This is a genomic window from Phenylobacterium sp. LjRoot97 (assembly GCF_964254345.1).
Lineage (GTDB): Bacteria > Pseudomonadota > Alphaproteobacteria > Caulobacterales > Caulobacteraceae > Phenylobacterium.
Genome location: NZ_CAXUTH020000001.1, coordinates 483674 through 510308 on the forward strand (window position 1 = coordinate 483674; position 26635 = coordinate 510308).

The 26635-nt window shown below is 68.8% G+C and carries 23 protein-coding genes, 1 tRNA gene and 1 other RNA gene; 15 read left to right on the forward strand and 10 right to left on the reverse strand.

Annotated elements, in window-relative coordinates; translation table 11 throughout:
• Nucleotides 1–51 precede the first annotated feature (51 nt).
• Nucleotides 52–978, reverse strand: a complete 927-nt coding sequence (nudC, locus tag ACSQ2H_RS02340) for an NAD(+) diphosphatase (protein WP_436059869.1) — start codon at nt 976–978, stop codon at nt 52–54.
• A gap of 60 nt (nt 979–1038) precedes the next feature.
• Here nudC and ffs point away from each other — a divergent pair.
• The 3 genes from ffs (at nt 1039) to ACSQ2H_RS02355 (ending at nt 3332) form a co-directional block, all read left to right on the forward strand.
• Nucleotides 1039–1137: signal recognition particle sRNA small type (gene ffs, locus ACSQ2H_RS02345), an RNA gene on the forward strand.
• A gap of 37 nt (nt 1138–1174) precedes the next feature.
• Nucleotides 1175–2998, forward strand: a complete 1824-nt coding sequence (locus tag ACSQ2H_RS02350; protein WP_436059870.1) for a DNA polymerase III subunit gamma/tau — start codon at nt 1175–1177, stop codon at nt 2996–2998.
• A gap of 7 nt (nt 2999–3005) precedes the next feature.
• Nucleotides 3006–3332, forward strand: coding sequence for a YbaB/EbfC family nucleoid-associated protein (locus ACSQ2H_RS02355; RefSeq protein ID WP_056023162.1), 327 nt, complete (start codon nt 3006–3008; stop codon nt 3330–3332).
• On the opposite strand, the gene ACSQ2H_RS02360 is transcribed toward ACSQ2H_RS02355, so the two are convergent.
• On the reverse strand, nt 3333–3851 hold the full coding sequence (locus ACSQ2H_RS02360) for a GNAT family N-acetyltransferase (protein ID WP_436059871.1): 519 nt from the start codon (nt 3849–3851) through the stop codon (nt 3333–3335). It abuts the gene before it with no gap.
• A gap of 117 nt (nt 3852–3968) precedes the next feature.
• On the opposite strand from ACSQ2H_RS02360, the gene recR reads away from it, so the two are divergent.
• Entirely contained in the window at nt 3969–4571 is a 603-nt protein-coding gene (gene recR / locus ACSQ2H_RS02365) for a recombination mediator RecR (protein ID WP_436059872.1), read from the forward strand.
• A 2-nt stretch (nt 4572–4573) separates the two neighbouring features.
• Here the strand turns inward: recR and ACSQ2H_RS02370 are convergent, their stop codons facing one another.
• On the reverse strand, nt 4574–5476 hold the full coding sequence (locus ACSQ2H_RS02370) for an N-formylglutamate amidohydrolase (RefSeq protein ID WP_436063534.1): 903 nt from the start codon (nt 5474–5476) through the stop codon (nt 4574–4576).
• A gap of 136 nt (nt 5477–5612) precedes the next feature.
• On the opposite strand from ACSQ2H_RS02370, the gene cpdR reads away from it, so the two are divergent.
• Both cpdR and ACSQ2H_RS02380 read left to right on the forward strand, forming a co-directional pair.
• Nucleotides 5613–5972 carry a cell cycle two-component system response regulator CpdR gene (cpdR, locus tag ACSQ2H_RS02375; RefSeq protein WP_056023153.1) on the forward strand — a complete coding sequence of 120 codons (360 nt, stop codon included), beginning with the start codon at nt 5613–5615 and terminating at the stop codon, nt 5970–5972.
• A gap of 92 nt (nt 5973–6064) precedes the next feature.
• A tRNA-Val gene (locus ACSQ2H_RS02380) sits at nt 6065–6139 on the forward strand.
• 65 nt (nt 6140–6204) lie between these two features.
• Here the strand turns inward: ACSQ2H_RS02380 and ACSQ2H_RS02385 are convergent.
• Complete coding sequence (locus ACSQ2H_RS02385; RefSeq protein WP_436059873.1) at nt 6205–6777, reverse strand: acyloxyacyl hydrolase; 573 nt, start codon at nt 6775–6777, stop codon at nt 6205–6207.
• A gap of 290 nt (nt 6778–7067) precedes the next feature.
• Between ACSQ2H_RS02385 and ACSQ2H_RS02390 the strand changes: the two genes are divergently transcribed.
• The 3 genes from ACSQ2H_RS02390 to ACSQ2H_RS02400 all read left to right on the forward strand — a co-directional run bounded on the left by ACSQ2H_RS02390 (nt 7068) and on the right by ACSQ2H_RS02400 (nt 17282).
• A complete protein-coding gene (locus ACSQ2H_RS02390; protein WP_436059874.1) occupies nt 7068–10040 on the forward strand; it encodes a TonB-dependent receptor domain-containing protein in 2973 nt (990 codons plus the stop codon).
• 467 nt (nt 10041–10507) lie between these two features.
• Nucleotides 10508–13657: a TonB-dependent receptor domain-containing protein gene (locus ACSQ2H_RS02395; RefSeq protein WP_436059875.1), complete on the forward strand. Its 3150-nt coding sequence runs from the start codon at nt 10508–10510 to the stop codon at nt 13655–13657.
• Between the two features lie 460 nt (nt 13658–14117).
• Entirely contained in the window at nt 14118–17282 is a 3165-nt protein-coding gene (locus tag ACSQ2H_RS02400) for a TonB-dependent receptor domain-containing protein (protein WP_436059876.1), read from the forward strand.
• Between the two features lie 82 nt (nt 17283–17364).
• Here the strand turns inward: ACSQ2H_RS02400 and ACSQ2H_RS02405 are convergent, their stop codons facing one another.
• The 3 genes from ACSQ2H_RS02405 to ACSQ2H_RS02415 all read right to left on the reverse strand — a co-directional run bounded on the left by ACSQ2H_RS02405 (nt 17365) and on the right by ACSQ2H_RS02415 (nt 19967).
• Nucleotides 17365–17760, reverse strand: a complete 396-nt coding sequence (locus ACSQ2H_RS02405; RefSeq protein ID WP_436059877.1) for a DUF6491 family protein — start codon at nt 17758–17760, stop codon at nt 17365–17367.
• Nucleotides 17761–17762: 2 nt separating this feature from the next.
• Nucleotides 17763–19577 (reverse strand): tRNA (5-methylaminomethyl-2-thiouridine)(34)-methyltransferase MnmD, encoded by a 1815-nt coding sequence (gene mnmD, locus ACSQ2H_RS02410; protein ID WP_436059878.1) that lies wholly within the window; start codon nt 19575–19577, stop codon nt 17763–17765.
• Between the two features lie 81 nt (nt 19578–19658).
• Nucleotides 19659–19967 (reverse strand): hypothetical protein, encoded by a 309-nt coding sequence (locus ACSQ2H_RS02415; RefSeq protein WP_183776471.1) that lies wholly within the window; start codon nt 19965–19967, stop codon nt 19659–19661.
• 259 nt (nt 19968–20226) lie between these two features.
• On the opposite strand from ACSQ2H_RS02415, the gene ACSQ2H_RS02420 reads away from it, so the two are divergent.
• Nucleotides 20227–21105: an alpha/beta fold hydrolase gene (locus ACSQ2H_RS02420; protein WP_436059879.1), complete on the forward strand. Its 879-nt coding sequence runs from the start codon at nt 20227–20229 to the stop codon at nt 21103–21105.
• Here the strand turns inward: ACSQ2H_RS02420 and ACSQ2H_RS02425 are convergent.
• The gene (locus ACSQ2H_RS02425) at nt 21102–22028 is read right to left on the reverse strand and encodes a thioesterase family protein (protein WP_436059880.1); all 927 of its coding nucleotides are present in this window, start codon (nt 22026–22028) and stop codon (nt 21102–21104) included. The two genes, ACSQ2H_RS02420 and ACSQ2H_RS02425, sit on opposite strands and share 4 nt — an antisense overlap.
• Nucleotides 22029–22253: 225 nt before the next feature.
• Here ACSQ2H_RS02425 and ACSQ2H_RS02430 point away from each other — a divergent pair, with 225 nt between their 5' ends.
• On the forward strand, nt 22254–22460 hold the full coding sequence (locus ACSQ2H_RS02430; protein ID WP_436063535.1) for an alkylphosphonate utilization protein: 207 nt from the start codon (nt 22254–22256) through the stop codon (nt 22458–22460).
• Here ACSQ2H_RS02430 and ACSQ2H_RS02435 read toward each other — a convergent pair.
• Complete coding sequence (locus ACSQ2H_RS02435) at nt 22457–22651, reverse strand: hypothetical protein (RefSeq protein ID WP_436059881.1); 195 nt, start codon at nt 22649–22651, stop codon at nt 22457–22459. The genes ACSQ2H_RS02430 and ACSQ2H_RS02435 overlap by 4 nt on opposite strands.
• A gap of 115 nt (nt 22652–22766) precedes the next feature.
• Between ACSQ2H_RS02435 and ACSQ2H_RS02440 the strand changes: the two genes are divergently transcribed.
• The 3 genes from ACSQ2H_RS02440 to ACSQ2H_RS02450 all read left to right on the forward strand — a co-directional run bounded on the left by ACSQ2H_RS02440 (nt 22767) and on the right by ACSQ2H_RS02450 (nt 24882).
• Nucleotides 22767–23579 (forward strand): cytochrome b/b6 domain-containing protein, encoded by an 813-nt coding sequence (locus ACSQ2H_RS02440; protein WP_436059882.1) that lies wholly within the window; start codon nt 22767–22769, stop codon nt 23577–23579.
• Entirely contained in the window at nt 23576–24346 is a 771-nt protein-coding gene (locus ACSQ2H_RS02445; protein ID WP_436059883.1) for a molybdopterin-dependent oxidoreductase, read from the forward strand. The genes ACSQ2H_RS02440 and ACSQ2H_RS02445 overlap by 4 nt, the downstream gene beginning before the upstream one ends.
• Nucleotides 24347–24423: 77 nt before the next feature.
• Nucleotides 24424–24882, forward strand: a complete 459-nt coding sequence (locus ACSQ2H_RS02450) for a hypothetical protein (RefSeq protein ID WP_436059884.1) — start codon at nt 24424–24426, stop codon at nt 24880–24882.
• Nucleotides 24883–24885: 3 nt separating this feature from the next.
• On the opposite strand, the gene ACSQ2H_RS02455 is transcribed toward ACSQ2H_RS02450, so the two are convergent.
• Complete coding sequence (locus tag ACSQ2H_RS02455; protein WP_436059885.1) at nt 24886–25677, reverse strand: acid phosphatase; 792 nt, start codon at nt 25675–25677, stop codon at nt 24886–24888.
• Nucleotides 25678–25785: 108 nt separating this feature from the next.
• Here ACSQ2H_RS02455 and ACSQ2H_RS02460 point away from each other — a divergent pair, with 108 nt between their 5' ends.
• Nucleotides 25786–26613, forward strand: a complete 828-nt coding sequence (locus ACSQ2H_RS02460; RefSeq protein WP_436059886.1) for an SDR family NAD(P)-dependent oxidoreductase — start codon at nt 25786–25788, stop codon at nt 26611–26613.
• The last annotated feature ends 22 nt before the right edge of the window (nt 26614–26635 follow it).

Here is a 26635-nt window from a genome sequence, read left to right on the forward strand (position 1 = left end):
GCCCGCTCCCGACAGGACCAAGACCCGATCTTCCCCCGACGAAATCCCGATCTATTCGCTCTCGGCCCAGGTCTTCAGCAGCTGGTGGGCGATGGCCATGGCTCCGGGCGCGAACGTACCTTCGACCTTGCCGGCCAGCACGTCGCGGGCCTCGGCCTTGGTGAACCAACGCACTTCCGACAGCTCGGTCTGGTCGGGCGTCGCCTCGTCGCTGGCCACCTGGGCGATCAGTCCGATCATCAGCGACGACGGATAGGGCCAGGGCTGGGTCGAGTGGTACTCGACCGACAGCGTCTTCAGGCCGGCCTCTTCCTCGAGTTCGCGGGCGCAGGCCTCCTCGATCGATTCGCCGGGCTCCAGGAAACCGGCCAGGGCCGAGAACATCCCCTTGGGCCAGATCTCCTGGCGGCCGAGCATGCAGCGGTCGCCGTGCACGGCCAGCATGATCACCACCGGGTCGGTGCGCGGGAAGTGCTCGGCCTTGCAGGATGGGCAGGCGCGCTTCCAGCCGCCGTCGACGACGTCGGTGTGCTCGCCGCAGGACGAGCAGTGGCGGTGGCGCCGCCGCCATTCGAACATCGACTTGGCGGTGGCCATGATCGCCGCATCGGTCGCGGGCAGCCGCAGGGCCATGGCCCGCAGGTCCTCGAATCGCCCCATCCCGGCCAGCGGCCCATCGGCTGGGTCGTGGCCGCCCTCCAGGTCGACGGCGAAGACCGCGGTCTCCTGCCAGAGGCCCAGGAACAGCAGGCGCTCAGCCCCGCCCGACAGGTCCTCGGCCATGCGCGAGGGCAGGTAGGCGATCTGCACGCCGCCGTCGGCCGTCGACTCGACGAACGGCTGGCCGTTCCAGAGCGCGATGGCCAGCGAGTCCTGCGCGAGAAGTTTTTCGGTCAGCCAGGAAACGTCGCCGCGCCTTTCGCTGGCGCGGTTCAACGGGTTGCCGGCGAAGGTGTTTTGATGGGCTGAAAGCGGCATGGGCGGAGTTGTAGCTGCGCTGGCGCTTGCGCGCGAGCGCCAAGGTCGCGATATAGGGGGCGGAGATCGGCGACGGGCGGACGCCTCGCCAACCTGGTCAGGTCCGGAAGGAAGCAGCCACAACGAGTTTCGCTCCGGGTCGTCGTTCGGTCTCCACCCAGCCCCACAAGGCTCAAGCCTCCATCCTCGGGCGCCAATGGCAGAAGACGACGAACCCGAGATCCTAGAGCGCGATCCCAATACGAGCGACATGTTCGGCGCGCCTGCGGCGCCGCCGCCTGCGCCGCCGGCCGAGGAATCGGCCGCCTACACCGTCATCGCCCGGAAGTACCGCCCGCGGACCTTCGATGATCTCTACGGCCAGGAAGCGATGGTGCGCACGCTGCGCAACGCCTTCGCCAGCGGCCGGATCGCCCATGCGTTCATGCTGACCGGGGTCCGCGGGGTCGGGAAGACCACCACCGCGCGCCTGTTGGCCCGCGCTCTCAACTACGACACCGACGCCGTCCACGAGCCCAGCCTGGACCTGCGCGAGGAGGGCCGGCACTGCCGCGCCATCATCGAGGGCCGGCACATGGACGTGCTGGAACTCGACGCTGCCAGCCGCACCGGCGTCAACGATATGCGCGAGCTGCTGGACGGCGTGCGCTACGCCCCCGTCGAGGCCCGCTACAAGGTCTACATCATCGACGAGGTGCACATGCTCTCGACAGGGGCGTTCAATGCGCTCCTGAAGACCCTCGAAGAGCCGCCGCCCCACGCCAAGTTCATCTTCGCGACCACCGAGATCCGCAAGGTGCCGGTGACGATCCTGTCGCGTTGCCAGCGCTTCGACCTGCGCCGCGTCGAGCCGGACGTGATCGTCAAGAACCTCGAGATGATCGCCGAGAAGGAAGGCGCGCGGGTCGAGGCCGAGGGCATGCTGCTGATCGCGCGCGCGGCCGAGGGCTCGATGCGCGACGCCCAGTCGATGCTGGATCAGGCGATCGTCCAGGCCGAGGCCGGCCAGACCGTAGCCGCCGCCGCGATCCGCGACATGCTGGGTCTGGCCGACCGCGCCCAGACCATCAGCCTGTTCGAGCAGGTCATGCGCGGCCAAGCCGGCCCGGCGGTGGAGACCTTCCGCGGCCTCTATAATTTCGGCGCCGAGCCCGGCCAGGTGATGCTGGACCTGATGGACCACACCCACGGCGCGTCGGTGGCCAAGGCGATCGGTCCGCAGGCCCTGACCCTGCCCAAGGAGCAGGCCGCGCGGCTGGCGGCGGTCGGCGCCTCGGTGCCGGCCGGGAATCTCTCGCGCATCTGGCAGATGCTGCTGAAGGCCCACGAAGAGGTGCGTCGCGCGCCTGACGCGGCCGCGGCCTGCGACATGGCGCTGATCCGCCTGGCCTATGCCGCCGACCTGCCGGGCCCCGAGGAGGCGCTCAAGCGCCTGGCGGCCGGCGACCAGCTCCCGAGCGGGCCCGCGCCCGGCGGCGGCGGGGGCGGCGGTGGTGGCGGCGGGGGCGGCGGTGGTGGCGGCGGCGTGGCCGCGATGGGCGGCGGCGGGGTGACCGCCCAAGCCCGGGTGATGGCCGCTCCGCAGGAGCAGGCCGACGCCGTCCCGACCCTGAATTCGTTCGCCGACGTGCTGAACCTGATCAAGGCCAAGCGCGACATCGTCCTGCAGCTGGACGTCGAGCGCTTCGTGCGTCCGATCAGCTTCCGTCAGGGGGCGATCGAGTACGAACCCGTGCCGGGCGGGCCGAACAACCTGGCTCAACGCCTCGTGGGGCGGTTGAAGGAATGGACCGGCCAGCCGTGGCTGATCGCCGCGCGCGGGGGCGGCGGAACCGAGAGCGCCTGGGAACGGCAGAAGCGCGAGGCGCTGGAAGTCCGCGCCGAGATCGAGTCCGATCCCTTCGTGCTGTCGGTGATGCAGGCCTTCCCGGGAACTGAGATCGTCGGCGTGCGCAACCTGCCGCAGCCCGATGTCGCGCCGCCGATCGAGGGCGCGGAAGACGACGAAGACGAAGAGTGAGATTGCGATGAAAGACCTCGGCTCCATCATGAAGCAGGCTCAGGCCATGCAGCAGAAGCTGGCCGACGCCCAGGCGCGCATCGCCGAAATCGTGGTCGACGGCACCTCCGGCGGCGGCATGGTCAAGGTGACCCTGAAGGGCACGGGCGAGATGGCCGGCGTCGAGCTCGACGAGAGCCTGCTGGCCCCCGGCGAGGGCGAGGTGATCTCGGACCTGATCGTGGCCGCCCATGCCGACGCCAAGCGCAAGCTCGACGCCCAGCAGTCGGAGCTGATGCGCGAGGCCGCCGGCCCGTTGGCGGCCATGGGCCTGCCGGGCATGCCGAAGTTCTAGCTAGAGCCGGAGCTCCAGCCGGGTCACCTGATTGGTGCGGTCTTCCAGTTCCTGCACGCTCGTCCCGATCTCGACGAAGCCCTGACGAATCCAGAAGCGGCGGGCCGCAGGGTTCTGTTCCTGGACGATCAGCCGGATCGTCCAGCCGCCCTGAGCGACGATCCAATCCCGCAGCGCCGCGACGATTTTCGAGCCCAGTTCCTGTCCGCGGGCCTCGGGCGCGATGAGCAGCAGCCCCAGATACCAGGCGTGCGGATCGGGGAAGTCCCGCAGCAGGTCGATCGCCGCGGTCAGCCCCGCCTCCGTCCAGATCCCGATCACGAGCTTGTCGCGCAGCGCGTGGTCGGGCGGAACCTCGACCAGCAGGTCGGCGGCCGCGTCCGCATGGGGCGGCGAACCGGTGACCAACACCTCGAAGTCGGCGCAGCGTTCGAGCAGTTCCTGCAACTCGGGAACGGCGCTGCCCGAGATCAGGGCGACTTGGGCGCCCTCGACCTGCGGAAGATCAGAAATGACCATGGCGAGCGCTCCCCTCGACATCTAGATGGGTAGTCCCGACAATCTGCATGACCGCGCCACTGTTGAATCGCCGCCAGGGTGGCGCACACCGCACCTCTCGCCTAGCCAGGAGCTGACTTGGCCGCCTCCGCCGGACCTGAAATCGAGCGTCTGATCTCGTTGCTCTCCAAGCTGCCGGGACTGGGGCCGCGCTCTGCCCGTCGCGCGGCGCTGGCGCTGCTGAAGCGGCGCGACCAGCTGCTGCTGCCGCTGTCCGACGCGTTGTCGACGGCGGCCGAACGAGTGAAAACCTGCGGCGTCTGCGGATCGCTCGACACCCAGGATCCCTGCGCGATCTGCGCCGACCCGCAACGCGACGCCGCGCTGATCTGCGTGGTCGAGGAGGTCGGGGCGCTGTGGGCCATGGAGCGGGCCGCCGCCTTCCGCGGCCGCTACCACGTGCTGGGCGGGCTGCTGTCGGCGCTCGACGGGGTCGGTCCCGAAGCGCTGCGTATAGGCCCGCTGGTGACGCGGGCGTCGGAGACCGGCGTGCGCGAGGTCATCCTGGCGTTGCCGGCGACGGTCGATGGCCAGACCACCGCCCATTACCTGGCGGAGCGGCTGGAGGGGGCCGGGGTCAGCGTCACCATGCTGGCGCGCGGGGTGCCGGTGGGCGGCGAACTCGACTGGCTCGACGACGGCACCATCAACCAGGCCATGCGCGCGCGCCGGCCCGCCTAAGGCTATTTCAGGCCGGACCAGTCCATGGCGCCGAGCGCGGCGATCACCTCGTCGAGGTCGGCCTTGAGCCGTTTGAAGCCCTTGGTCGGCTCCAGCGTGCCCTCGTTCAGATAGATCCCGCGGTTGATCTCGATCTGCAGGGCGTGAGTGCGCCGGTTCGGGCGGCCATAGTGCTCGGTGGTGTAGCCGCCGGCATAGGGCGCGTTGCGGGCCACCTTGTAGCCGCGGGCCTCGAGCTCCTGTTCGACCTTCTGGGTCACCTGGCTCGCGCAGGAGGCGCCGAAACGGTCGCCCAGCACCATGTCGCACGGCCCGTCGCGGGCTCCGGCCTTGGCGGCGGCGGCCGGCATCGAATGCCAGTCGATCAGGATCGCATAGCCGTGGGCGGCGTGGGCTTCGCCCAGCAGGCGCGCCAGGGCCTGGTGATAGGGCGCGTGCACGCCGTCGATGCGGCGACGGGCCTCGGCGAAGGTCAGCTTGCGGGTGTAGATCTCCTGGCCCTCGGAGACCACGCGGGCGATCGCGCCGAGCCCGGCGGCGACGCGGGCGGTGCGGGCGCGGGCGAAGTCCGGCAGTTCGTCGGCGAACATCGCCTGGTCGAGTTCGAAGGCCTCACGGTTCACGTCGATATAGGCCCGGGCCAGATTGGCGCAGATCAACGCCGCGCCCTGGCTCGGACCAGAGCCGATCAGTTCGTCGACGAAGGCGTCTTCCGAGCGGCGGATGGCCAGCGAATCCAGCGCGGCGGCCGCCATCATGTCGTCAGGATAGAGCCGGCCTGAATGGGGCGAAGCGAACACCAGCGGGGTCGGCGCGGGCGCGCCGTCGGGCGCTGCGCGGCGCACCTCGAAGGGCGCGAGCGCCGGCGCGGAACGGTCGGCGGCGAGGGGCTCCCAGGCGTTCATCGCCGCCATATGACGGTGCGTCTTCGCGTGGGTCAAACAGATCGCGCCGCCACGCCTTCAGGGCCTTCGGTTCATCGGCGATTTACGTCTGCGCAGCTACTGTGGAGCCTTACGACTACGCACCTGCGAGCTACCCATGCCCCGAATTCTCCTCGCCGAAGACGATGACTCGTTGCGCGGCTTCCTGTCCCGCGCGCTGGAACGGGCCGGCTACGAGGTGACCTCCTGCGCCGACGGCGAGGAAGCCGCCGCCGTGCTCGACCAGGACTGGGACCTGCTGCTGACCGACATCGTCATGCCGGGCATGGACGGGATCGAAGTCGCGCGCCTGGCCGCGGCCCGCCATCCAGGCCTTCGCATCATGTTCATCACCGGCTTCGCCGCCGTGGCCCTGGCCGCGGGCGAGAGCGCGCCTCCGGGCGCCAAGGTGCTGTCCAAGCCGATTCACCTGCGTGAGATCGTCTCCGAGGTCGAGCGGATGATGGCCGCCGCATAAGGCTGTGAAAATGCGGTCGAGGGCGCTTGCACAAGCCCGTCCTCGCCGCTATACCGCCGCCTCCCGTTCCCGAAAGGGAGCCGACTTGGTTCGGACGTGTAGCTCAGCGGGAGAGCACCTCGTTGACATCGAGGGGGTCACAGGTTCAATCCCTGTCACGTCCACCATTCTCCTTACAAGCTGGTTCCAAGCCCTCGCAGCCTGACCTCTGCGTGCGAACGCCTGCCTGCGCTCAGAAGCGGTAGGCCGCGCGCAGGCCCAGGCTGTCGGCCCCGTCGTGGGTGTCGCTGCCGAACTGGCCGTTGCTCCAATGCTGGCCCTCGAACTCCACCGCCCACCGCTCGGTGAGGCGATAGCCGACCGCGAAGGTGGCGTGGAACACCCACCGCTTGTCGAACTCGATGAACTCGTCGCGGGCCGCCTTGCGCCGCAGGTTTTCGTCATGCGGTACGCCCTCCTGCGGGCGCGGCAGGTAGAGTGAGCCGTCGTGCACCGCCACGCCGGCTCCCAGGTCGAGATAGGTGCGTTCCCGCTCGAAGCGCCAGATCAGCCCGCCCTGCGCGTAGTTGGTGTAGCCGTCCAGGCTGATCTGGGTGCTCACGAACGGCCGCGGCGTCCCGATCACCTTCAAGGCCTTCGCCGGCGGGAACAGGTACTCGACGATCACCGAGGCGCCTTCCTCGGGCCCGTGCGGGGCGTACCCTGCGCCGACCCGGAGTTCATGGGCCTGCGCGTGGCCGCCAGCAGCCAGCGCCGCCGCCACCACCACCAACCATGTGTATCGAGGGAGAGCCGCCCGCTTCATGCGGCCAGTTAAGCGGGGCTGCCCACCCCCGCCTATGGGGCGAAACCCGGAGGTGTGGGTCAGGCCTTGAGGCGCTCCCATGACGCCACGTCAGGGGTGCGCTTTTGATCATCTTCGTCAAAAAGCCTTGTCGAACAACGGTGTTGCGATTTGAACGCAGTTCGAATGCATTGTTGCGGTTCTGCAAAATTCACCTAGCGCGGCGGCCTCGAACTCGCATCTCATCCTCAGACCCACGGACGACCATCGCGTCAGATCGAAACCGGCGTCCGTCGAGGGGGAGGAAAATGATGTTGAAGAGCAGGTATCTCTGCGGCGGCTCAGTCATGGCCGTTGCTCTGGCCCTCGGCGGCCAGGCCTTTGCCCAACAAGCCAGCACCGTCGAGGAGGTGGTGGTCACCGGGTCCTTCATTCGCGGCACGCCCGAGGACGCGGCTCTGCCCGTGGACGTAATCGGCGCCGACGACCTGGCCAAGCAGGGTTCGCCCACGACGGTCGAGCTTCTGAAGGCGCTGCCGGTCTCCAGCGGGGTGCTGGGGGACACCAACCAGTTCGACCCGCGGGCCCAGGGCTCGGAAGGCTCGGGCTCGGTCAACCTGCGGGGCCTCGGGGCCCAGCGCACCCTGGTGCTGATCAACGGGCACCGCATGGCCGCGAACCCGTTCGGCCAGGCCGGGGCGGGCATCGTCGACACCAACATCATCCCGTCGGCCGCAGTCGGCCGGATCGAGGTGCTGAAGGACGGCGCGGCCGCGACCTACGGCTCGGACGCCATCGCCGGCGTCGTGAACTTCATCACCCGCAAGGATTTCAACGGCCTGGAGCTGAACGGCAGCTATCGCTACGTCGATGGTTCGGACGGCGACTATGACGGCAGCATTATCTTCGGCCACACCTGGGAGAACGGCAACGTCCTGCTGAGCGCCGGCTACCAGCACCGCTCGGAGCTGCCGACCACCGAACGCGACTGGGCGAGCCAGTCCTACTTCAACAACCCTGAAGGCGGCTGGTCGGCCGGCAACGCCGTCGCCCCGTTCCTTCCGGTGACCAATCTGCCGAGCGGAGCGTTTACGCCGGCTGCCGGCTTTGCGCTCGACAACGGCTGCGCCTCGCTGGGCGGGGTGGTGCAGGGCGGCGCGCTGCCGGCCTGCTTCTTCAACTTCATTCCCTACGACAATCTCGTCGAGAACGAAGACCGCTTCCAGCTCTACGGGGAAGCCAACGCCGACCTGGGCGACAACGCCCAGCTGCATGTCGAAGTCTTCTACTCGGAGACCGACGTGCCGGAGTGGAAGACCTCGCCGTCGTACCTGGCCCTGCAGACCTCGACGGCCGCCACCAACCCGACCGTCGGCCAGCTGCCGGCCTCAGTGCTGGCCGGCTACTTCGTCCCGGCCAGCAACCCCGGCTTCATCGCCTATCGTAACGCCAATCCGACCCAGATCCCGGCCTTCGCGACCGGCGTCCACATCCCCGGCGTGCGCTACCGGCCGCTGTCGTTCGGCGGCAACCCGGCGTTCGACTACGGGCCGTCGGAAGGCCGTCGCCACTATGACGCCTTCCGCGTCAGCGGCGGCATCAAGGGCCAGTTCAACGACGCCGTCGGCTACGACTTCGCCCTGACCTACGGCCAGGAAACCGGGGTGCGGACCGGCTACGACACGGTGGTGTCGCGCTTCCAGCTGGCCCTGCGCGGCTACGGCTCGCTGAACAACGGCACGGCCGGCGGCTGTACGGCGGCCGAGACCAACAACTTCACCACCAACGCCGGCAACACTGCGCTCGGCTGCTACTATTTCAACCCGTTCTCCAACGCGATCGCCAACAACACGATCACCGGCCAGACCAACCCGAACTTCAACGCCTCGCTCGCCAACAATCCGGAGCTGGTGCGCTGGTTCTTCCAGGAGGTCTCGACCAAGCAGACCTCGAAGCTGTTCGTCGCGGACGCGGTGTTCAACGGCGAACTGGGCTGGGAACTGGGCGGCGGCGCGGTCGGATGGGCGGCCGGGGCGCAGTTCCGCCGCAGCTTCTTCACCTCGTCGTACAACGACCTCAGCAACATCGACGCCAACCCCTGCATCGACACTCCGTTCAACGGTTCGACCAGCTGTTCGGTGCGCAACGGCCCGCTGATGTTCCTGGGCACCGGCGAAGAGGCTGACCTCGAGGGCGACGTCTACGCCCTGTTCGCCGAAATGGCGCTGCCGGTCACCGACGACCTGCAGGTCCAGCTGGCGGCCCGCTACGAGGACTACGGCGGCGACACCGGTTCGACCCTGAACCCGAAGATCGCCGTCCGCTGGCAGGCCACCGACGCCCTGGCGTTCCGCGCCTCGGCCGGCACGACCTTCCGTGGCCCGCCGCTGACCCAGCTGACCACGTCCAGCGTCACGGCCCTGTCGTTCATCGGCGGCGCGTTCCGCGCCATCGACATCTTCGGCAACCCGGACCTGGAGCCGGAAAAGGCCACCACCTACAGTGTCGGCGCGATCCTCAACGTCGGCAATTTCAAGGGCAGCGTCGACTACTGGAACTTCGACTTCGAGAACCCGATCGTGGCCGAACCCTCGGCCTCGATGGTCAACACGATGTTCCCGAACGGCGCCTCCACCAACTGCGGTCTGCCCGCCTACGCCGACCTGCAGGCCCGCTTCGTGTTCCAGGGCGCCTGCAACATTGCGACGATCTCGCGGGTGCGGACCAACTGGACCAACGGCCCGGGCGTGAAGACCTCCGGGATCGACGTGCTGGGCGACTACGACGCCGGCGACGTCTGGGGCGGCAATCTGCGGATTGGCGGCTCGGTCACCTACACGCTCGAGTACAAGGTCGATGAGTTCAAGATCGGCGACGTGACCGTCGAGAAGGCGTTCGACGCGGCCGGCTACCTTAACTACCAGCTCACCGCGACCTCGCTGCCGCAGCTCAAGGGCTCGGTCTACGCCGAGTACAGCCACGGGCCGCACAACCTGCGCTGGACGGTGAACTACATCGACTCCTACATCGACCAGCGGGCTTCGATCTTCGCGCCCAACCCGGTCAACGGGGCGATCCAGCCGGAAGGGGCCAAGATCGACGAGAGCTGGGTGCACGAACTCGACTACCGCGTGTTCCTGCCCTGGGACGTGACGGTCAACGTGTCGATCGACAACCTGTTCGACGTCGAGCCGTCGTTCGCCCGACTGGATCTCAACTACGATCCGTTCACCGGCAACGCGCTCGGCCGGACCTACAAGCTGGCGGTGAAGAAGAAGTTCTAGCTTCGCAAAGAGGGGCTGCGAGCGCGACTCGCGGCCCCACGATCACGTCTTGAAGGCGCCGCGGGCTTCCCCTGCGGCGCCTTTTTCTGTGGCCGCGGCGCCGGCGCCACACCTACCGCAGGGTGGAAGACCCGCCGGACTCCACCGCGCAGCGAGTTATTCGAAGCACCGGTTTGATCCGGGCGTCGTTTGGATCGGTTTAGAAGTCCGGAAAATACGTAAAACCAATGACTTAGTAAGTATTATTCTTGAGTGATCAAAATTTACTGATTGCGGTATGCGGTTGACCGTCAAAACTCTCGGTTCTGTCAAAAATATGCGCTGAATTGCATCGCGTTTCAAGTTTGTAACGATCGCGACAACGCTCTGGCGTCTTGGCTCATCTGCGTCGATGATCGCCATACTCGGACATAGACAAACGCGGCATTTCAATCGCCGCGCGCGTTCGAGGGGGAAAGGAAACACTTATGTTGAAGAGCAGATATTTCTGCGGCGGGTCGCTATTGGCCGTCGCCCTGGCGTTCGGCGTGTCGGGAACGGCCGCTGCCCAGGACGGCGGCTCTACGGTAGAGGAGGTGGTCGTCACCGGCTCATTCATCGCCGGGACGCCTGAAGACGCCGCTCTGCCGGTGGATGTCATCGGCTCGAAGGAAATGGAGGCGCGCGGGTCGCCCACCATGGTCCAGCTGATCAAGACCATCCCCTCCTCAGGGGCGGTGATCGGCGAAAACAACCGTTTCGGCTCGGGGTCGGGCGCGGCGACGGTCAACCTGCGCAACCTGAACTCGCCGAGCACCGGTTCGCGGACCCTGGTTCTGTTCAACGGCCGGCGCGTGCCGGTCTCGCCGCAGAGCCTCAACTCGGTCGACGTGAACCTGCTGCCGACGGCCGCGATCGGCCGGGTGGAAGTGCTGAAGGACGGCGCGGCCGCGACCTACGGCTCTGACGCCATCGGCGGCGTCGTCAACTTCATCACCCGCACCGATCTCGACGGCTTCGAGTTCAGCGGACAATACCAGTTCATAGATGGCTCGGACGGCGACTACGAAGCCAACCTGGCCTGGGGCAAGAAGTGGGACAGCGCCGACGCGCTGATCACGGTCGGCTACCGCCACCGTTCGGTGCTGCCGATCCAGGAACGCGACTGGGCGCTGCGCACCGGCGTCGACGGCTTCCTGCAAAACCCGCTGGGCGGCTGGGCCAGCACCGGCAACCCCGGTCAGTACAACGTGATCTCTTCGATCACGCCTGGGATCAATGGCGGCTTCGCCAGCGCGACGCTCGGCGCCGGCCTGCCGGACATCGGCTGCGCGGCCAACGGCGGCGCGCCCTACAACATCTCGGCCGTGATCGGCCTGCGTCAGCTCAACCCCGACGCCAACTCGTGTCAGTTCCAGTACACGGTGTTCGACAACCTGGTTGAGGAAGAAGAGCACTTCCAAGCCTACGGCAAGTTCAACTTCGACATCACCGACACCCTGTCGGCCAACATCGAAGTGCTCTACGCCATGCACGACACGCCCAACCAAAGCTGGGCTGTGACCGGGCCGAACCAGTTCCCGACCCCGCTGGCGGCCGGCGGCACCTCGCCGATCCCGGCGCTGGCGCCTTCGGACCAGGGCCGCTTCTACATCCCGGCCAGCAACCCTGGCCTGGCTGCGCTGATCAGCCAAGTCAACGGCGCCAACTGCGCCGGCACGGTGCTGCCCTACGGCATCGACGCGGCCAGCTGCCAGACGGCGCTGAACGCGGCGCGCGCCGCGGTGGCGACGGCGGCGACCAATGGCGTCGCGGCCAGCCAGACGGCCTGGCGCCCGATCGGCTTCGGCGGCAACCCGTACACTGAAGACAAGCACGCCCACTATTCCTACAAGGTCGACACCTTCCGGGTGTCGGGCGGCTTCAAGGGCGAACTGCCCTTCGGCATCAACTGGGACGGCGCGCTGACCTACCAGCAGCAAGACTACACCCGCGTGCAGGAAGACATCTCGGTCAACCGCCTGCAGCAGGGCCTGCGCGGCTTCGCCAGCCGGGCTGGCGCGGCCGACCAGTGTACGGCCGCCGAGACGAACAACTGGCAGACCAACGCCGGTAACGCGGCGATGGGCTGCTACTACTTCAATCCGTTCTCGAACGGCTTCGAGCAGAGCCTGTCGGACGTCCCGTCGAACCCGTTCTACATCGGTTCGAGCACCATCCCGGGCTTCAACGAAGCCGTCGCGGCCCGCAACGAGGTCGTCGACTGGATGGACGAGCGTCTGGTCAACAAGATGTCGACCCGCCTGTTCGTCGCCGACATCGTTCTGAACGGCGACCTGCCGTTCGAACTGGGCGGTGGTCAGGTCAAGTGGGCGGCCGGCGCCCAGTACCGCTACGACCAGTATCGCCAAAACCCCGAAGTGCTGCATGACGTCAACGCGACGCCCTGCGTGGACTCGGTTCCGTTCGGCGACGGCCAGCCCTACTGCCTGGTCCCCACCGGTCCGTACCTGTTCAACGCCAACCTGGCTCAGTACAACGTCTCGCGTGAAATCAGCTCGGTCTTCGCTGAAACCCTGCTGCCGATCACCGACGACCTCGAGCTGACCCTGGCCGCCCGCTACGAGTACTATGCGGGCCAAGGCGAGACCTTCAATCCGAAGGCGTCGCTGCGCTGGCAGGCCCTGGACTGGCTGGCCCTGCGCGGCTCGGTCGGCACCACCTACCGCGCTCCGTCGGCGATCATCACGACCACGAACTTCACCCGCGGTCTGACCAACGCCAACGGCACGTGGCGCGCCAACGACCAGTACGGCAACCCGGACCTGGATCCGGAAACCGCCTTCACCTACAGCGTCGGCGCCATGGCCAAGCTCGGGGCGTTCCGCGCCACGATCGACTACTGGAGCTTCGACTTCGAAGACCAGCTGATCCTGGAAAGCGCCACCGACATGCTGGCCGCCGCGTTCCCGGCCACGGGCGCGAACGTCTGCACGAGCACCGATCCGGCCTATGTGGCTCTGCGCTCGCGCTTCACCTTCACTGACCTGGGCTGCGGCCGCGCCAACGTCCAGTCGTACCGCACGAAGTATATCAACGGCGGCAAGGTGAAGACCTCGGGCGTCGACTTCCAGGCCAGCCTGGACGTGGGCGACCTGTTCGAAGGCGCGCTGACCACCGGCTTCGACGGCAGCTACCTGATCCAGTACGACGAAGATCCCTACCTGATCGAAGGCGTCCCGGCTCCGGGCCGCGGCACCCAGGAACGTGCGGGCACCTACCGCGCGTCGATCTTCACCGGCTACAACCAACTGCGCGCCAACGCGTGGGTGAACTGGAGCAGCGGCATTCATAACCTGCGCTGGCAGACCCGCTTCATCAGCTCGGTCAACCAGACGGAATCGAACTCGATCGGCCTGGCGCTCGCCACCAAGACGACGACGAAGATCCCGGAATACTGGCAGCACGACCTGACCTATCGGGCCGAACTGCCGTGGGACACGACTCTGACCATGACGGTTCAGAACGTGTTCGACGAAGAGCCGCCGTTCGCGATCGGTACCCAGTACAACTACGACCCCTCCAGCGCGAACCCGCTGGGCCGCGTGTTCGCCATCTCGGCGAAGAAGCGCTTCTAAGCTTCAAACGAAGTTCGCTTAGGCAGGCGCCGTCCCCGAAAGGGGGCGGCGTTTTGTCTTGTGTGGGGTACGCGTGGCCATAGGGCGCTCCGGAGACCCTCCAAAACGGGGCTTTCGTGCAACAGTTACGCCTCAACTTGCCGTGACGTCAGCCGTCCGGCCGGCGTTACGCCCTGGACGCCGGCCGCGCCGCCGCGCCGCCGCCGCGCGACCTGAAATGCAGTGAAACCGTTGAAATCTAAAGGATCGGCGTTCTCCGATCTGGAAAACCGTCCGCTTATCAGCGGTTTATGAACGCTGATCACTACCGCCGGCCGTGCGCTGCCCGGTTCAAGACAACAGTATGTTGCGAAGCTGAAAAATAGTGGCGGAGCCCGCGGGCCCGTTCGATGATCTTTCTGCTCATGAGTCAAAAGCCACCGCACCAGACGGGGGCGGCTCTCGAGGGGGAAGGAAACCAATGTTGAAGAGCAGTTATTTCTGCGGCGGCTCGCTATTGGCCGTCGTCCTGGCAATTTCAGCCAACAGTTCAGCCTACGCCCAGGCCTCCACCGTCGAGGAGGTGGTTGTCACCGGCTCGTTCATCGCCGGCACGCCCGAAAATGCAGCGCTGCCGGTCGACGTCATCGGCTCCAAGGAGCTTGAGGCCCGCGGTTCGCCGACCATGGTCCAGTTCATCAAGACCATCCCGTCCTCCGGGGCGGTGATCGGCGAGAACAACCGCTTCGGCTCTGGCTCCGGCGCCGCCACGGTGAACCTGCGCAGCCTGAACTCCGCCGTCACCGGCAGCCGCACCCTGGTGCTGTTCAACGGCCGCCGCGTCCCCGTCTCGCCGCAGGGCCTGAACGCGGTGGACATCAACCTGCTGCCCACGGCGGCCATCGGCCGGGTGGAAGTGCTGAAGGACGGCGCGGCCGCGACCTACGGCTCCGACGCCATCGGCGGCGTGGTCAACTTCATCACCCGCACCGATCTGGACGGTTTCGAGTTCAGCGGCCAGTACCAGTTCATTGATGGCTCGGACGGCGACTACGAGGCTTCGCTCGCCTGGGGCAAGAAGTGGGACAACGCCGACGCCCTGATCACCCTGGGCTATCGCGCCCGCTCCGAGATGCCGATCTTCGAGCGCGACTGGGCCATTCGCACCGGCGTCGACGGCTTCCTGGAGAACCCGCTCGGCGGCTGGGCCGCGACCGGCAACCCGGGCGGCTACACCTATGCGACCACCACCCCGACCGGTTCGCCGAACACCGGCTTCACCGCGGCGAGCTTCAATGGCGTGCTGCCCGACATCGGCTGCGCGGCCAACGGCGGCGCCCCTTACAGCCTCACCACCCTGATCGGGACCCGCACGGTCGTCCCCAATAGCGGGGTCTGTAACTTCCAGTACACGACCTTCGACAACCTGGTGGAGGACGAGCACCACTACCAGGCCTACGGGAAGTTCAACTTCGACATCACCGACACCCTCAGCGCCAACATCGAGGTGCTGTACGCGATGCATGAGACCCCGCTGCAAAGCTGGGCCGTGACCGGGCCGAACCAGTTCCCGGCGCCGATCCTGGCTTCCGGCGGCTCGGCCGGCGGCGGCGTCTCGCCGATCCCGGCGACCGGCACCGGCGAGCAGTCGAACTTCTACATTCCGAACACCAACCCCGGCCTGCTGGCCCTGGTCTCGCAGATCAACGCGGCCAACTGCACGGGTACGGTGCTTCCCTACGGCGTCGACGCCGCCAGCTGCGCGGCGGGCCTGGCCCTGGCGCGGGCGGGCGTGGCCAGCGCCCTGGCCAACGGCTTGGCGACCAGCCAGAGCGTCTGGCGCCCGATCGGCTTTGGCGGCAACCCGTATACCGACGACCGGCACGCCCACTATTCCTACAAGGTGGATACGGCCCGGGTGGCGGGCGGCTTCAAGGGCAAGATCTTCAACGACATCGGCTTCGACGTCGCCCTGACCTGGCAGAAGCAGGACTACAACTACAACCTCGAGGATCTGTCGGTTAACCGGCTGCAGATGGCCCTTCGCGGCTTCGGCAGCCGCGATGGCAACGCCGACCAGTGTACGGCGGCTGAGACCAACAACTTCACCACCAACGCCGGCAACGCCGCGCTCGGCTGCTTCTTCTTCAACCCGTTCACCAACGCCTTCGACCAGAGCCTGGCGCAGGTCGGAGCCAACCCCTTCTACGTGGCCAACAGCACCATCCCCGGCTTCAACGACGCGGCCGCCAATCGCGGGGCGGTGGTCGCCTGGATGGACGAGAAGCAGCGCAACGAGATCTCGTCCGAGCTGTTCGTGGCCGACGTGGTCTTCAACGGCGAACTGCCGTGGGACATCGGCGGCGGCAACATCGCCTGGGCGGCCGGCGCGCAGTACCGTTACGACCGCACGATCCAGGACCCGGACGTCTTCTACGACGCCAACGCCACGCCCTGCGTCGACAGCCCGCCCTACGGCGACGGCTCGCCGTTCTGCCCGACCACGGCGAACGGCCCGTTCCTGTTCAACGCCAACCTGCGGCCTTACGACGTGAACCGGAAGATCAGCTCGGTGTTCGCCGAAACCCTGATCCCGATCGCCGACGGCCTCGAGCTGACGCTGGCCGGACGCTACGAGACCTACGAGAGCCAGGGCGACACCTTCAACCCGAAGGCCTCGGTCCGCTGGCAAGCACTGGATTGGCTGGCGTTCCGCGGCTCGGTCGGCACCACCTACCGCGCGCCGGCGGCGACCCTGACCACCACCAACTTCGCGCGTAACCTGACCAACGCCAACGGCACCTACCGGGCCAACGACCTCTACGGCAACCCGAACCTCGAGCCGGAAACCGCCTTCACCTACAACATCGGCGGCGTGGTCGAATTCTCCAACTTCCGCGCGACCATCGACTACTGGGACTTCGACTTCGAAGATCCGCTCACCTCGGAAGCCACCGCCGACCTGCTGAACGTCATGTTCCCGGGCGGCTCGGCGACCGGCAACTGCGGCAACGCGGCCTACGCCGCCGTCCAGGCGCGGTTCACCTTCACCGGCGGCAACTGCGGTCGGGCCAACATCCTCTCGTACCGCACCCAGTACATCAACGGCGGCGGCGTGAAGACGTCGGGCGTGGACTTCCAGGCCAACCTCGACGTCGGGGAGCTGTTCAACGGCGCCCTCAGCGCCGGGTTCGACGGCACCTACCTGCTCAAGTTCGATGAAGAGCCCTACGACATCGAGGGTTTCCCCTCGAATGCGGCGGGCGTCCAGAAGCGGGCCGGCACCTACCGCGCCTCGCTGTTCACCGGCTACAACAGGCTGCGGGCGAACGCCTTCGTGAACTGGTCCAGCGGCATGCATAACCTCCGCTGGCAGATCCGCCACGTGTCCTCGACCACCCAGGTGGAGACCAACTCGATCGCCCTCGCTGCGGCGCTGAAGCAGTCGATCAAAATCGACGAGTACTGGCAGCACGACCTGACCTATCGGGCCGAACTGCCGTGGGACACGACCGCGACGCTGACGGTCCAGAACATCTTCGACGAGGACCCGCCGTTCGCGATCGGCACCCAGTACAACTACGACCCGGGCAGCGGAAACCCGCTGGGCCGCGTCTATGCAGTGGCGCTGAAGAAGCGCTTCTGATGCGAGCCTCCGGCCGGCGCGGCGACGCGTAGGGCCGTACTGCGGGCGTCGCCCCCTCGAAGGCGGCGCCCGCTTTTTCGTTTCAAGGCTTGGATTTGGGCGGCAGCGCGGCGGCCTCTTCCGGGGTCAGCTTGGTGACCGTGCGCACTTCGCAGCGCTGGGGGCCGAACGGGCCCTTGGTGATGATCGAGGCGTCGAGGCCCGAGCAGATCGAATTGCCGCCGCGCGAGAACAGCGCGATGGCCTGGTTCCAGTCGACGTCGGGGCAGCGCGCGAAGAGGTCGAGCCGATAGACGTCGCGAACCCCGACCCGGACATAGACCGTGGTCTCGTCCACGGCGTTGAATCCGTTGGCGTTGTTGGCCCAGAAGCAGCTGCGGGCCGAACTGCTGGCGGCGACGGCGGCGTCCGAAACCGGCGGAGTGGTGCAGCCGGCCAGGGCCAACGCCCCCACTGCGCCGAGAAAGGCCCGGATCATGGTCACGCTCCTTTAGCGGTCTCGCTGGCGAGATTACGACCTTTGCGTGCTGCGCGCCTGTGGAATCGGTCGGGCGCGACGAGGTCGGCAAGCGGCGCGGGCAGCGGCGAAGGCGCCCCGAGCGCCAGGGCCGCGACGTGCTCGGCCAACAGCGGCGCCAGGCAGAAGCCGCGCGACCCGAGCCCGCTCAGCACGTAGACGCCGTCCAGGCCCGGCGCGGGGCCTGCCAGCGGCAGGTGGTCGGGCGTCGTGGCGCGGACCGAGGCGCGGCCCTGCAGCGCGCCGTCGTCGATCTGCGCAGCGAGGCCGGGCAGGGCGGCGGCGAGGGTGGCGAGGTTGCGGCCGTGGTCGTCGGCACGGACGTCGGTCCCGGTCTCGCCCCGGTCGTGGGTGGCGCCGAACAGCAGGCCCGTGCGGGTCGGGACCGCATAGCCGCCCCAGGCCGCGGCCTGCCCGGTGGTCGCGGCGTCGGTCCAACTGGCCTGGCCGCGGACCGGCGCGATCGGCAGGCCGTCCAGCAACGCGCCGATAGCGGGTCCTATCGTCAGGATTACCGCGTCGGCCTCCACAATCGTGCCGCCCGCCGAATCGCGCAGGACGACGCACGCCGGGGCGGGGACGACTTGGGCCACCTCGGCGCGGACGACCTGCGGGCTCCAGGCGGCGAGGATGGCGGCTGGCACCACCACCAGGGCGGCGGCCAGATCGAGAGCCGGGGCGGTCGAAAGCTCGCCCAGGCGGGCCGTGGTTTCGGCCGCGTCGAGCGGGACCAGGGCGCCGGGTTCGAAGAGGTCCGAGGCGGCGATCTTGGCGAAGCGGGCGACGTCGCGCTCGTCGCCGGCGATCTGCAGGACGCTGCGGGCCAGGACGGCGCCGGGCAGGGCTTCATAGAGCCGCCCAGCGCGGCCGAGCGCCTGGGCGAACAGCGCGGCCAGCGGGCCGAGCCCGGCGTCGAGCCGCGGCGTCACCAGGGCGGCGGGGTTGCCGGACGCGCCGGCGCCAGGGCCGTCGGCGTCGAGCACTATGGGCTCGCAACCGAGCGCGCGCAGGGCGCGGGCGGCGCTGGCCCCGGCGATGCCGGCCCCGACAATCGCGACGCGGCGAGGCGGGCGCGGGACGGGCTCGCCCGGCATCTGCGCCTCCAGCCGTTCGCGCTTGCGGCCAAAGCCAGGACGCTTGTCGACCGCGAAGCCGGCGGCGGCCAGGCCGCGGCGCACGGCGCCGGCGACGGTGAAGGTGGCGGCGCGGGCGCCGGGGGCCGAGCGGGCGGCGACCAGGGCGAGGATTTCCTCGCGCCACATGGCCGGGTTCAGCGCGGGCGAAAAGCCGTCGAGGAACCAGGCGTCGGCCTGGCCGGACCATGCGGAGAGCGCGGTTTCGACGTCCATCACCGCCAGGTCGATGGTCGCGGCGACCTCGGGCAGGTCGATTCGATGGAAGCCGCGGGCGCGGCCGGGCCAGCGGGCGACCAGCAGCGCCGCCAGGTCCGCGAGCTCGGGCCAGCGCGACAGGGCGCGAGCGGCCTCGTCGGCGGTGATCGAGTGGGCCTCGACGCTGAAGACGTGGAGATGCGCGCCGGACGGGGCGTTGGTCCGCCAGAGGTCGAGCAGGGCCAGGATGTTGAGGCCGGTGCCGAAGCCCAGCTCGCCGACCGTGAAGCGGGTGCGCCCGGCCCAGGCGTCCGGCAGGCCGCAGCCTTGCAGGAACACCGCGCGGGATTCGGCCAGGCCGTCCTCAGCCGAGAAATAGACGTCGCCATACAGGCGCGACCGCGGCTGACCGTCGTCGGTCCAGGCGAGGGGAGATTCGTCGCTCATCGCGCCGTTATAACGCGCAAAAGAAAAGGGCCGCCCGGGAGGGCGGCCCTTCGCTTAAGAACGCGGATGCGTTCGTAAGACTTACTTCGCGGCCGGAGCGGCAGCGGCGTCGGCAGCCGGAGCAGCCGGAGCAGCAGCGGCGGCAGCGGCGTCGGCCGGAGCAGCGGCGGCAGCGGCGGTCGCGTCGCCAGCGGCCTTCGTGGCGTCGGCAGCGGCGTCAGCGGCGGTGGCGGCGGCGTCGGTCGCGGTGGCGGCGGCGTCGGTCGCGGTTTCGGCGGTGGCTTCGGCGGTGTCAGCGGCCTTTTCAGCCGGCTTGCCGCAAGCGGCGACGGACAGAGCGGCGACGGCGGCGCCGGCGACGAGCAGCTTGCGAAGGATTTCGGTGGTCATGTCCCTGGGTCCCCTGGAAACGGAGGTTAGAAGCGGCTCAACGAGGCGACCCTGACGGGGAACATCGCTGCGCTGCTTCGGAATATGCCCGGCTTGGCGCTCAGGGCAAGGCTTTAATTCACGCCCTCGTGATCACTTTTGCAACCCTTGCCCCCATCCCCCCGAAAACCAAGGGCTTGGAGGGTGTTGTCGAACCGCGCGTCAATGTGGTTTCGAGGGGGTGACCGGCCCAGATCGGCGGTCGGCGGAGGGTTTTGCAATGGAATCGGCTTTGGCGGAGGCGCCGCGCGCGCGCCTGATCGACCTGAAGGATCGCGGCGGCGCGATGGCGGCGCTGGACTTCGGCGATCCGGGCCGACCGGTCGACATCGTCTTCGTTCACGCCAATGGCTTCAATGCGCGCACCTATCGCACAATTCTTGCGCCGCTGGCCGAGGACCTGCGGATCCTGGCGGTCGACCAGCGCGGGCATGGCCGCTCGACCCTGCCGGCCGAAACCGTCGGACGGACCTCGTGGAACGGCCTGCGCGACGACCTGCTGGCGCTGCTGCAGACCCTCGACGTCCGCGACGTGGTGCTGGCCGGCCACTCGATGGGCGGCACCGCCTGCGTGCTGGCCCAGGCGCTGGCCGCCGACCGCGTGCGCCGCGTGGTGCTGTTCGATCCGGTGGTGATGCCGGCGGCCGGACCGGTCGACCCGAGCCAGGTGAGCAACTCGCCGCTGGTGCAGGGCGCCTTGCGACGTCGGTCGGTGTTTCCCGACAAGGCGGCTGTGGTCGCCGCCTACACCGGCCGCGGGGCGTTCCGGACCTGGCAGGGCGAGATGCTGGCCGACTATGTCGCCGACGGCTTCCGTGAGCGCGAGGACGGCCAGGTCGAGCTCTCCTGCGCGCCGGAGTGGGAGGCGTCCAACTTCGCCTCGCACGCCCACGACACCTGGGGCGCCTTCGAGCAGGCCCAGGTCCCGATTCGGATCCTGCGGGCCGAGGAGGGCTCGACCTGCCGCGAGGATCCCAAGCTGGACGCCCTGGTCGCCGCCGGCCGCATCCAGGTCGAGACCGTGCCCGGCACGAGCCACTTCCTGCCGATGGAGCGGCCGGACCTGGTCCACGCCGCGCTGCGGGACGCGGTGGCCTAGAGCGCGATCCCGGCCGGCGAGGCGGCGCGGAACGCCGCCTGCGCCGCTTCCGAGATGTCGACGACCTTGCGCCGGTCGAGGTCGAACGAGACCACGACCGCCTCGGCGCTGGCCCAGGGCCGGCCACTCTGCGGATCGACCATCCAGTGCATGACCCGGCGGGTGCGCGCGTCGCAGCCGGCGAAGCCCGAGCGCAGTTCGACGCCGTCGCCGGCCTGCGGCCAGTCGAGGTGCAGCACGCGATATTCCAGCACCGCCCCGCCGATCCGCGCCTCCGGATCGCCGTCGGCCGGGCCGGGCCGGACGTCGCCGAACAGCCGCCCGACCCCGTCCGAGACGCGGCCGATGAAGATCTCGGGCCGCATGCGGCCGAACACGTCGCACTCGGCCGGGCCGATGACGCCAAGGCCGATCCGCTTCAGGCCCAGTTCGTCGGCGCGCGGCAGCGATGCGGTGGCGACGACGGGCGAGAGGTCGATGCTGCGCGCGGCGGCGAAGGCCGGAATCTCGACCGTCATCTCCGCGGCTCGCTCGCGCAGGCGCTGCGGCCAGGGGAAGGGGCGCAGTTCGCGGGCGGTGGCGTGATCGACGACCAGCTGGAAGGTCGCGGCCGGCTGGCCGTCGAGGTGGCGGATGACCAGCAGCAGCCGCGCGTCGTGCTCGCCCATCGACACGACGCCGCCGGTCATGTGCAGCGAGGCGCCGGCCTTGGCTTCGCGCAGGAAGCGGATGTGCTGCTCGCGTACGACCAGGGTCGACTCGCCGTCACGGGCGAAGGCGCGCGGCATGCCCAGCAGCGCGGCGAGCCCGGCCAGCCCCTCCTGGGCCTTGGCGACCCAGAAGCGGACGTTCAGGTGACCCATCTCGTCGCATTCCCAGGTGTTGACGCCGCCGCTCCAGACCTCGACGCCTTGTTCGGTCACTTGCACGCTCCCCCGACACTCGAAACGGCGCGAACCTTAGGGGGAGAGGCCGGCCTGCGCCAGGAGGCTGGCCCTGGCCGCCCCGAGGCTTTAAGCCAGCGCCGACCAGTATTGCGAGGCGGCATGAGCGAGAGCGGCGACGAGTTCGTCTATGACGAAACCACCGGCGAGTGGGTGAGCGCCGCAGAGGCGGCAGCCAACACCGCGGCGTCGCAGCAGGTCGAGGTGCGCGATGCGGTCGGCAACCTGCTCGCCGACGGCGACAGCGTGACCCTGGTCAAGGACCTGAAGGTCAAGGGCGCCGGCCAGACCCTGAAGCGCGGCACGGTGATCAAGTCGATCCGCCTGACCGGCGACGAGCAGGAGATCGACTGCCGGCACGAGGCCATCAAGGGGCTGGTGCTGCGCGCCGAGTTCGTCCGCAAGCTCTAGTCGCGCTTGCCTTCGGCGGGGTCGCCGGCCGAACCCATGTGACCGCCGGGCGGCGTATCGGTGTCGAAGCTGCGGGGCTCGGGATAGCGCTCCGCACCGTCGTTGTCCTTGGCGGCGTCCAGCGGTTCGGCGGCGTTCTTCCGGCGGCCTGGGCTCTGCAGGCGTCCGTCGTCGGCGGGGGTTTGCGGCATGGCGGTCTCCTCTGATGAGGAAATCGCCGCCGCCGAGCGATGTTCCCGCATCCGAGGGCCCATGGCGCCCGTAACCACGGCATGGCAAGGTCACGCTCGACCTGAGGGACGCTCGATGCCCGACACGGACAACCAGTCGCCGCCCGTCCGCCTGCACGGGCTGACGACCCGGCTGACCCACTGGATCAATGCGGCCGCGCTGCTGGTGCTGTTGCTCAGCGGCCTGCAGATCTTCAACGCCCATCCCGCGCTCTACTGGGGCGACGTCTCGACCTTCGCCCGCCCCTGGGTGTCGATGTTCGCGGCCGAGCGCGGCGGCGAGGCGATCGGGATCACCAAGATCGGCTCGACCTATGTCGAGACCACCGGCGTGCTCGGCTTCTCCGGGAACGAGGTACGCGGCTTTCCGTCCTGGGCGACATTGCCCAGCTATCGCAGCCTGGCCGACGGGCGCCGCTGGCACTTCGCCTTCGCCTGGCTCTTTGCGCTGAACGGGCTGGTCTATCTGGTGGCGGGCCTGATCGGCGGCCACTTCCGCCGCGACCTGCTGCCGAGCCGCGATCAGCTGTCGCCGCGCCATCTGCTGGGCGAGATTGTCGACCATGCGCGGTTGCGGTTCGCCAGGGGCGAGGCGGCGCGGCGCTACAACGCCCTGCAGAAGCTGTCCTATCTGGGGGTCGTCTTCGTGCTGCTGCCGCTGATGGTGCTGACTGGGCTGTCGATGTCGCCGGGCATGAACGCCGGCTTCCCGTGGCTGCCCGAGTTGTTCGGCGGGCGGCAGTCGGCGCGCACGATCCACTTCATCACCGCCGGCCTGATCGTGGCGTTCGTCGCGGTCCACCTGGCCATGGTGGTGCTGTCAGGGCCGCTGAACGGGCTGCGCTCGATGATCACTGGCAAGTTCGCGATCGGGGAGGAGCCGCGATGATCGACCGGCGCCGATGGTTGTCGGGCTTGGCCGTCGCCGCCATGGGGGCGGTGCTGGGGGCCTGCGACAAGCTCACCATGAACGCGGGCGTGCAGCGGGGCCTGGCGCGCGCCGAAGGCCTGACCCGGCGCGCCCAGCGGCTGATCGTCGATCGCAAGGCGCTGGCCCAGGAATTCAGCCCCGCCGAGATCTCGCCTGACTTCCGCGCCAACGGCTCTACCGCCCCGGGCGACCCCGAGTACCGGGCGCTGGTCGAGGCGGGGTTCGCCGACTGGCGGCTGGTGATCGACGGCCTGGTCGAGCGGCCGCTGTCGCTGAGCATGGCCGAACTGCGCGCCCAGCCGGCCCGCACGCAGATCACCCGGCACGACTGCGTCGAGGGCTGGTCGGCGATCGGCCAATGGAGCGGCGCGCGGCTGGGGCCGCTGCTGGACCGGGCCGGGCTGAAGGAGAGCGCGCGCTACATCGTCTTTCACTGCGCCGACACCCTGGACCCCAACGCGCCGCCGGCCCTGGGGCGCTACTACGAGAGTATCGACCTGATCGACGCCTATCACCCGCAGAGCATCCTGGCCTACGACATGAACGGTGCGCCGCTGGCGGTGAAGCACGGGGCGCCGGTGCGGCTGCGGGTCGAGCGCCAGCTCGGCTACAAGCACGCCAAGTACGTCATGCGCATCGAGGCGGTGGCCGACCTGGCCGGGATCGGCGGCGGCAAGGGCGGGTTCTGGGAAGACCGCGGCTATGAGTGGTACGCGGGGATCTGAGCCGCGGAATTGACATCTGCGCCGGAAAATCCCGAACTGAGCGTGCGGGGGCGGGCCCTGCCAGCAGGACGATGACCATGAACGCCGTGATCGCTGCAGGCGCCGGCTTTCTCGCCGCGGTGCTGTGGATCGACCTGACCTTCGACGTCCAGGTCCAACGCCGGGGCCCCGAGCGCGCCCCCGACGAGGTGCTGGCCTCGATGGCGCTGTACTATCGACGGGTGACGACCGGGGCCTGGCCGATGAACTGGCTGACGCCGTCGGTGCTGGCCCTGACCTTGGCGGGCATCCTGATCCAGATGCTCGAGCGGGTGCAGCCGATCTGGGTCAGCGGCGCGTCGCTGGCACTGGCGGCGGTCTCGATCGGCCTGGGGCTGTGGCGCACCTGGCGCAACGCCGTGCGGCTGGGCCAGGCGGTGGACACGCCCGAGGTCCAGACCAAGCTGGCGGTGGACGTCTATCGCGACCACCTGATCAGCCTGGCGGCGATGCTGGCGCTGGTCGGACTGCAGGTCGCGACCAGCTTTCCGTTCTAGGGATTAGTTGTACGGCGACTTGCCGATCAGCTCGGCCTCGGCCGCGCAGGCCGCGCCGTCGGGGGCCTTGGCCGATTTCCGCAGGGCGGCGATCTCCTTGCGAGCGGCATCCATGTCGGAGCGGAAGGCCGCCGAGCCATGCAGGCCGGCGACGACGATCGAGCCGTTGGTGCGGCCGGCCTCGACCGCGCTCATGTTGTGCACGCCGCAGATCAGCCGGCTCTCGCCGAACGAGCGGGCGCGGGCGAGGATCTCGGTCGACCGCTCGGGGACCAGCTCGGCCAGGATCAGGCCGACCGTCCAGCCCCAGGTGGTGTGGCCGGAGGGGTAGTCGGGGCTCTTGGCCAGGCCGTCGGTCTTGGCCACGCAGATCTCGCCCTCGTCGATCAGGTAGGGGCGCTGGCGCTTGTAGATGTCCTTCGGATGATTGACCGCGCGGCGCACGTCGTAGCGGGCGGTCATCAGGATCTTGGTCAGCTTGGGCGCGCTTTCCGGGGTCAGCTGCATGCCGATGGCGCAGCTCATGTCCTTGACGATGGCGGCCTCGTCGGCGTCCGCGGTGGCCAGCGACCAGCGCGGGCTGTCCTTGAGCGAGCGGGTGGCCAGGAAGGCCGAACGGTCGGCCTGGTAGCGGATCGTGCCCGGCGTCGGGGCGGGCGGGAGGATCTTGTAGCTGTCGGGGGCGGCGTCGCCGAGGTAGCCCGTCGGCGCGGGCTTGGTCTGCTGCTGGGCGAGCGCGGTTCCGCCGCCGGCGAGCGCGGCTGCGGCGACGAGACTGATGACGATGCGGTTCATGACGACCCTTCCGAACTGGCGGCCGATCATGCGGAGCCGCGAGCGCGGTTCAAGCGGTAGATTTGCCGCTAAGATGACGCGGACAAGCCCGCAGCCCTGGAGAACGCCATGCATCCCGCCATCGCACCTGGAAACGTCGCCGTCGTCACCGGCGCGGCCAACGGCATCGGCGCGGCCGCCGCCCGGCGGCTGGCGGGCGAGGGGATGCGCCTCTGCCTGGTCGACGCCGACGGGGCCCGGCTGGCCGCCGTGCAGGCCGAACTGGGCGAGCCGGCCATCGCCCTCGTCGTCGACGTGTCCGACCGCGCGGCGGTCGAGGCGCTGGCCAAGACCGTCGCCGAGCGGCTGGGGCCGGTGTCGGTGCTGATGAACAACGCCGGGGTCGGCGGGGGCGGCGACGCCCTGTCCAATCCCGACGGCTGGCAGCGGGTGCTAGGGGTGAACCTGATGGGGGTGCTGCACGGCGTGCAGGCCTTCGCCCCGGCCATGGCGCAGAGCGGCGCGCCGGGGCTGGTGGTCAACACCGGCTCCAAGCAGGGGGTGACGATGCCGCCGGGCGACACCGCCTACAACGTCTCCAAGGCCGGGGTGAAGGCGCTGACCGAGGGGCTGGCGCATACCCTGCGCAACACCGCCGGCTGCCAGGTCAGCGCCCACCTGCTGGTCCCGGGGTTCACCTATACCGGCATGGTCGCCAGCCGGATCCCCGAGCGTCCGCCCTCGGCCTGGACCTCCGAGCAGGTGGTCGAGCGGATGCTGGAGGGGATCGCCCGCGGCGACTTCTATCTGTGGTGCGAGGACAACGAGACGCCGCGCGCGGTCGACGAGAAGCGGGTGCTGTGGACCGCCGGCGACATCGTCGAGAACCGGCCGGCGCTGTCGCGCTGGCACGCCGACTGGAAGGAGCGGTTCGACCGCTACATGGCCGGGGAGTAGCTCAAAGAAAAACGGCGTCCCG

Coding starts and splice junctions, on each gene's coding strand:
- ACSQ2H_RS02390 (WP_436059874.1), top strand. CDS start 7,068: ATGTTGAAGAGCAGGTATCTCTGCGGCGGCTCAGTCATGGCCGTTGCT.
- ACSQ2H_RS02420 (WP_436059879.1), top strand. CDS start 20,227: ATGGAATCGGCTTTGGCGGAGGCGCCGCGCGCGCGCCTGATCGACCTG.
- ACSQ2H_RS02350 (WP_436059870.1), top strand. CDS start 1,175: ATGGCAGAAGACGACGAACCCGAGATCCTAGAGCGCGATCCCAATACG.
- ACSQ2H_RS02385 (WP_436059873.1), bottom strand. CDS start 6,777: ATGAAGCGGGCGGCTCTCCCTCGATACACATGGTTGGTGGTGGTGGCG.
- ACSQ2H_RS02455 (WP_436059885.1), bottom strand. CDS start 25,677: ATGAACCGCATCGTCATCAGTCTCGTCGCCGCAGCCGCGCTCGCCGGC.
- ACSQ2H_RS02405 (WP_436059877.1), bottom strand. CDS start 17,760: ATGATCCGGGCCTTTCTCGGCGCAGTGGGGGCGTTGGCCCTGGCCGGC.
- ACSQ2H_RS02400 (WP_436059876.1), top strand. CDS start 14,118: ATGTTGAAGAGCAGTTATTTCTGCGGCGGCTCGCTATTGGCCGTCGTC.
- ACSQ2H_RS02370 (WP_436063534.1), bottom strand. CDS start 5,476: ATGAACGCCTGGGAGCCCCTCGCCGCCGACCGTTCCGCGCCGGCGCTC.
- ACSQ2H_RS02360 (WP_436059871.1), bottom strand. CDS start 3,851: ATGGTCATTTCTGATCTTCCGCAGGTCGAGGGCGCCCAAGTCGCCCTG.
- nudC (WP_436059869.1), bottom strand. CDS start 978: ATGCCGCTTTCAGCCCATCAAAACACCTTCGCCGGCAACCCGTTGAAC.
- ACSQ2H_RS02460 (WP_436059886.1), top strand. CDS start 25,786: ATGCATCCCGCCATCGCACCTGGAAACGTCGCCGTCGTCACCGGCGCG.
- ACSQ2H_RS02450 (WP_436059884.1), top strand. CDS start 24,424: ATGAACGCCGTGATCGCTGCAGGCGCCGGCTTTCTCGCCGCGGTGCTG.
- ACSQ2H_RS02415 (WP_183776471.1), bottom strand. CDS start 19,967: ATGACCACCGAAATCCTTCGCAAGCTGCTCGTCGCCGGCGCCGCCGTC.
- mnmD (WP_436059878.1), bottom strand. CDS start 19,577: ATGAGCGACGAATCTCCCCTCGCCTGGACCGACGACGGTCAGCCGCGG.
- ACSQ2H_RS02435 (WP_436059881.1), bottom strand. CDS start 22,651: ATGCCGCAAACCCCCGCCGACGACGGACGCCTGCAGAGCCCAGGCCGC.
- ACSQ2H_RS02440 (WP_436059882.1), top strand. CDS start 22,767: ATGCCCGACACGGACAACCAGTCGCCGCCCGTCCGCCTGCACGGGCTG.
- ACSQ2H_RS02395 (WP_436059875.1), top strand. CDS start 10,508: ATGTTGAAGAGCAGATATTTCTGCGGCGGGTCGCTATTGGCCGTCGCC.
- ACSQ2H_RS02355 (WP_056023162.1), top strand. CDS start 3,006: ATGAAAGACCTCGGCTCCATCATGAAGCAGGCTCAGGCCATGCAGCAG.
- ACSQ2H_RS02445 (WP_436059883.1), top strand. CDS start 23,576: ATGATCGACCGGCGCCGATGGTTGTCGGGCTTGGCCGTCGCCGCCATG.
- cpdR (WP_056023153.1), top strand. CDS start 5,613: ATGCCCCGAATTCTCCTCGCCGAAGACGATGACTCGTTGCGCGGCTTC.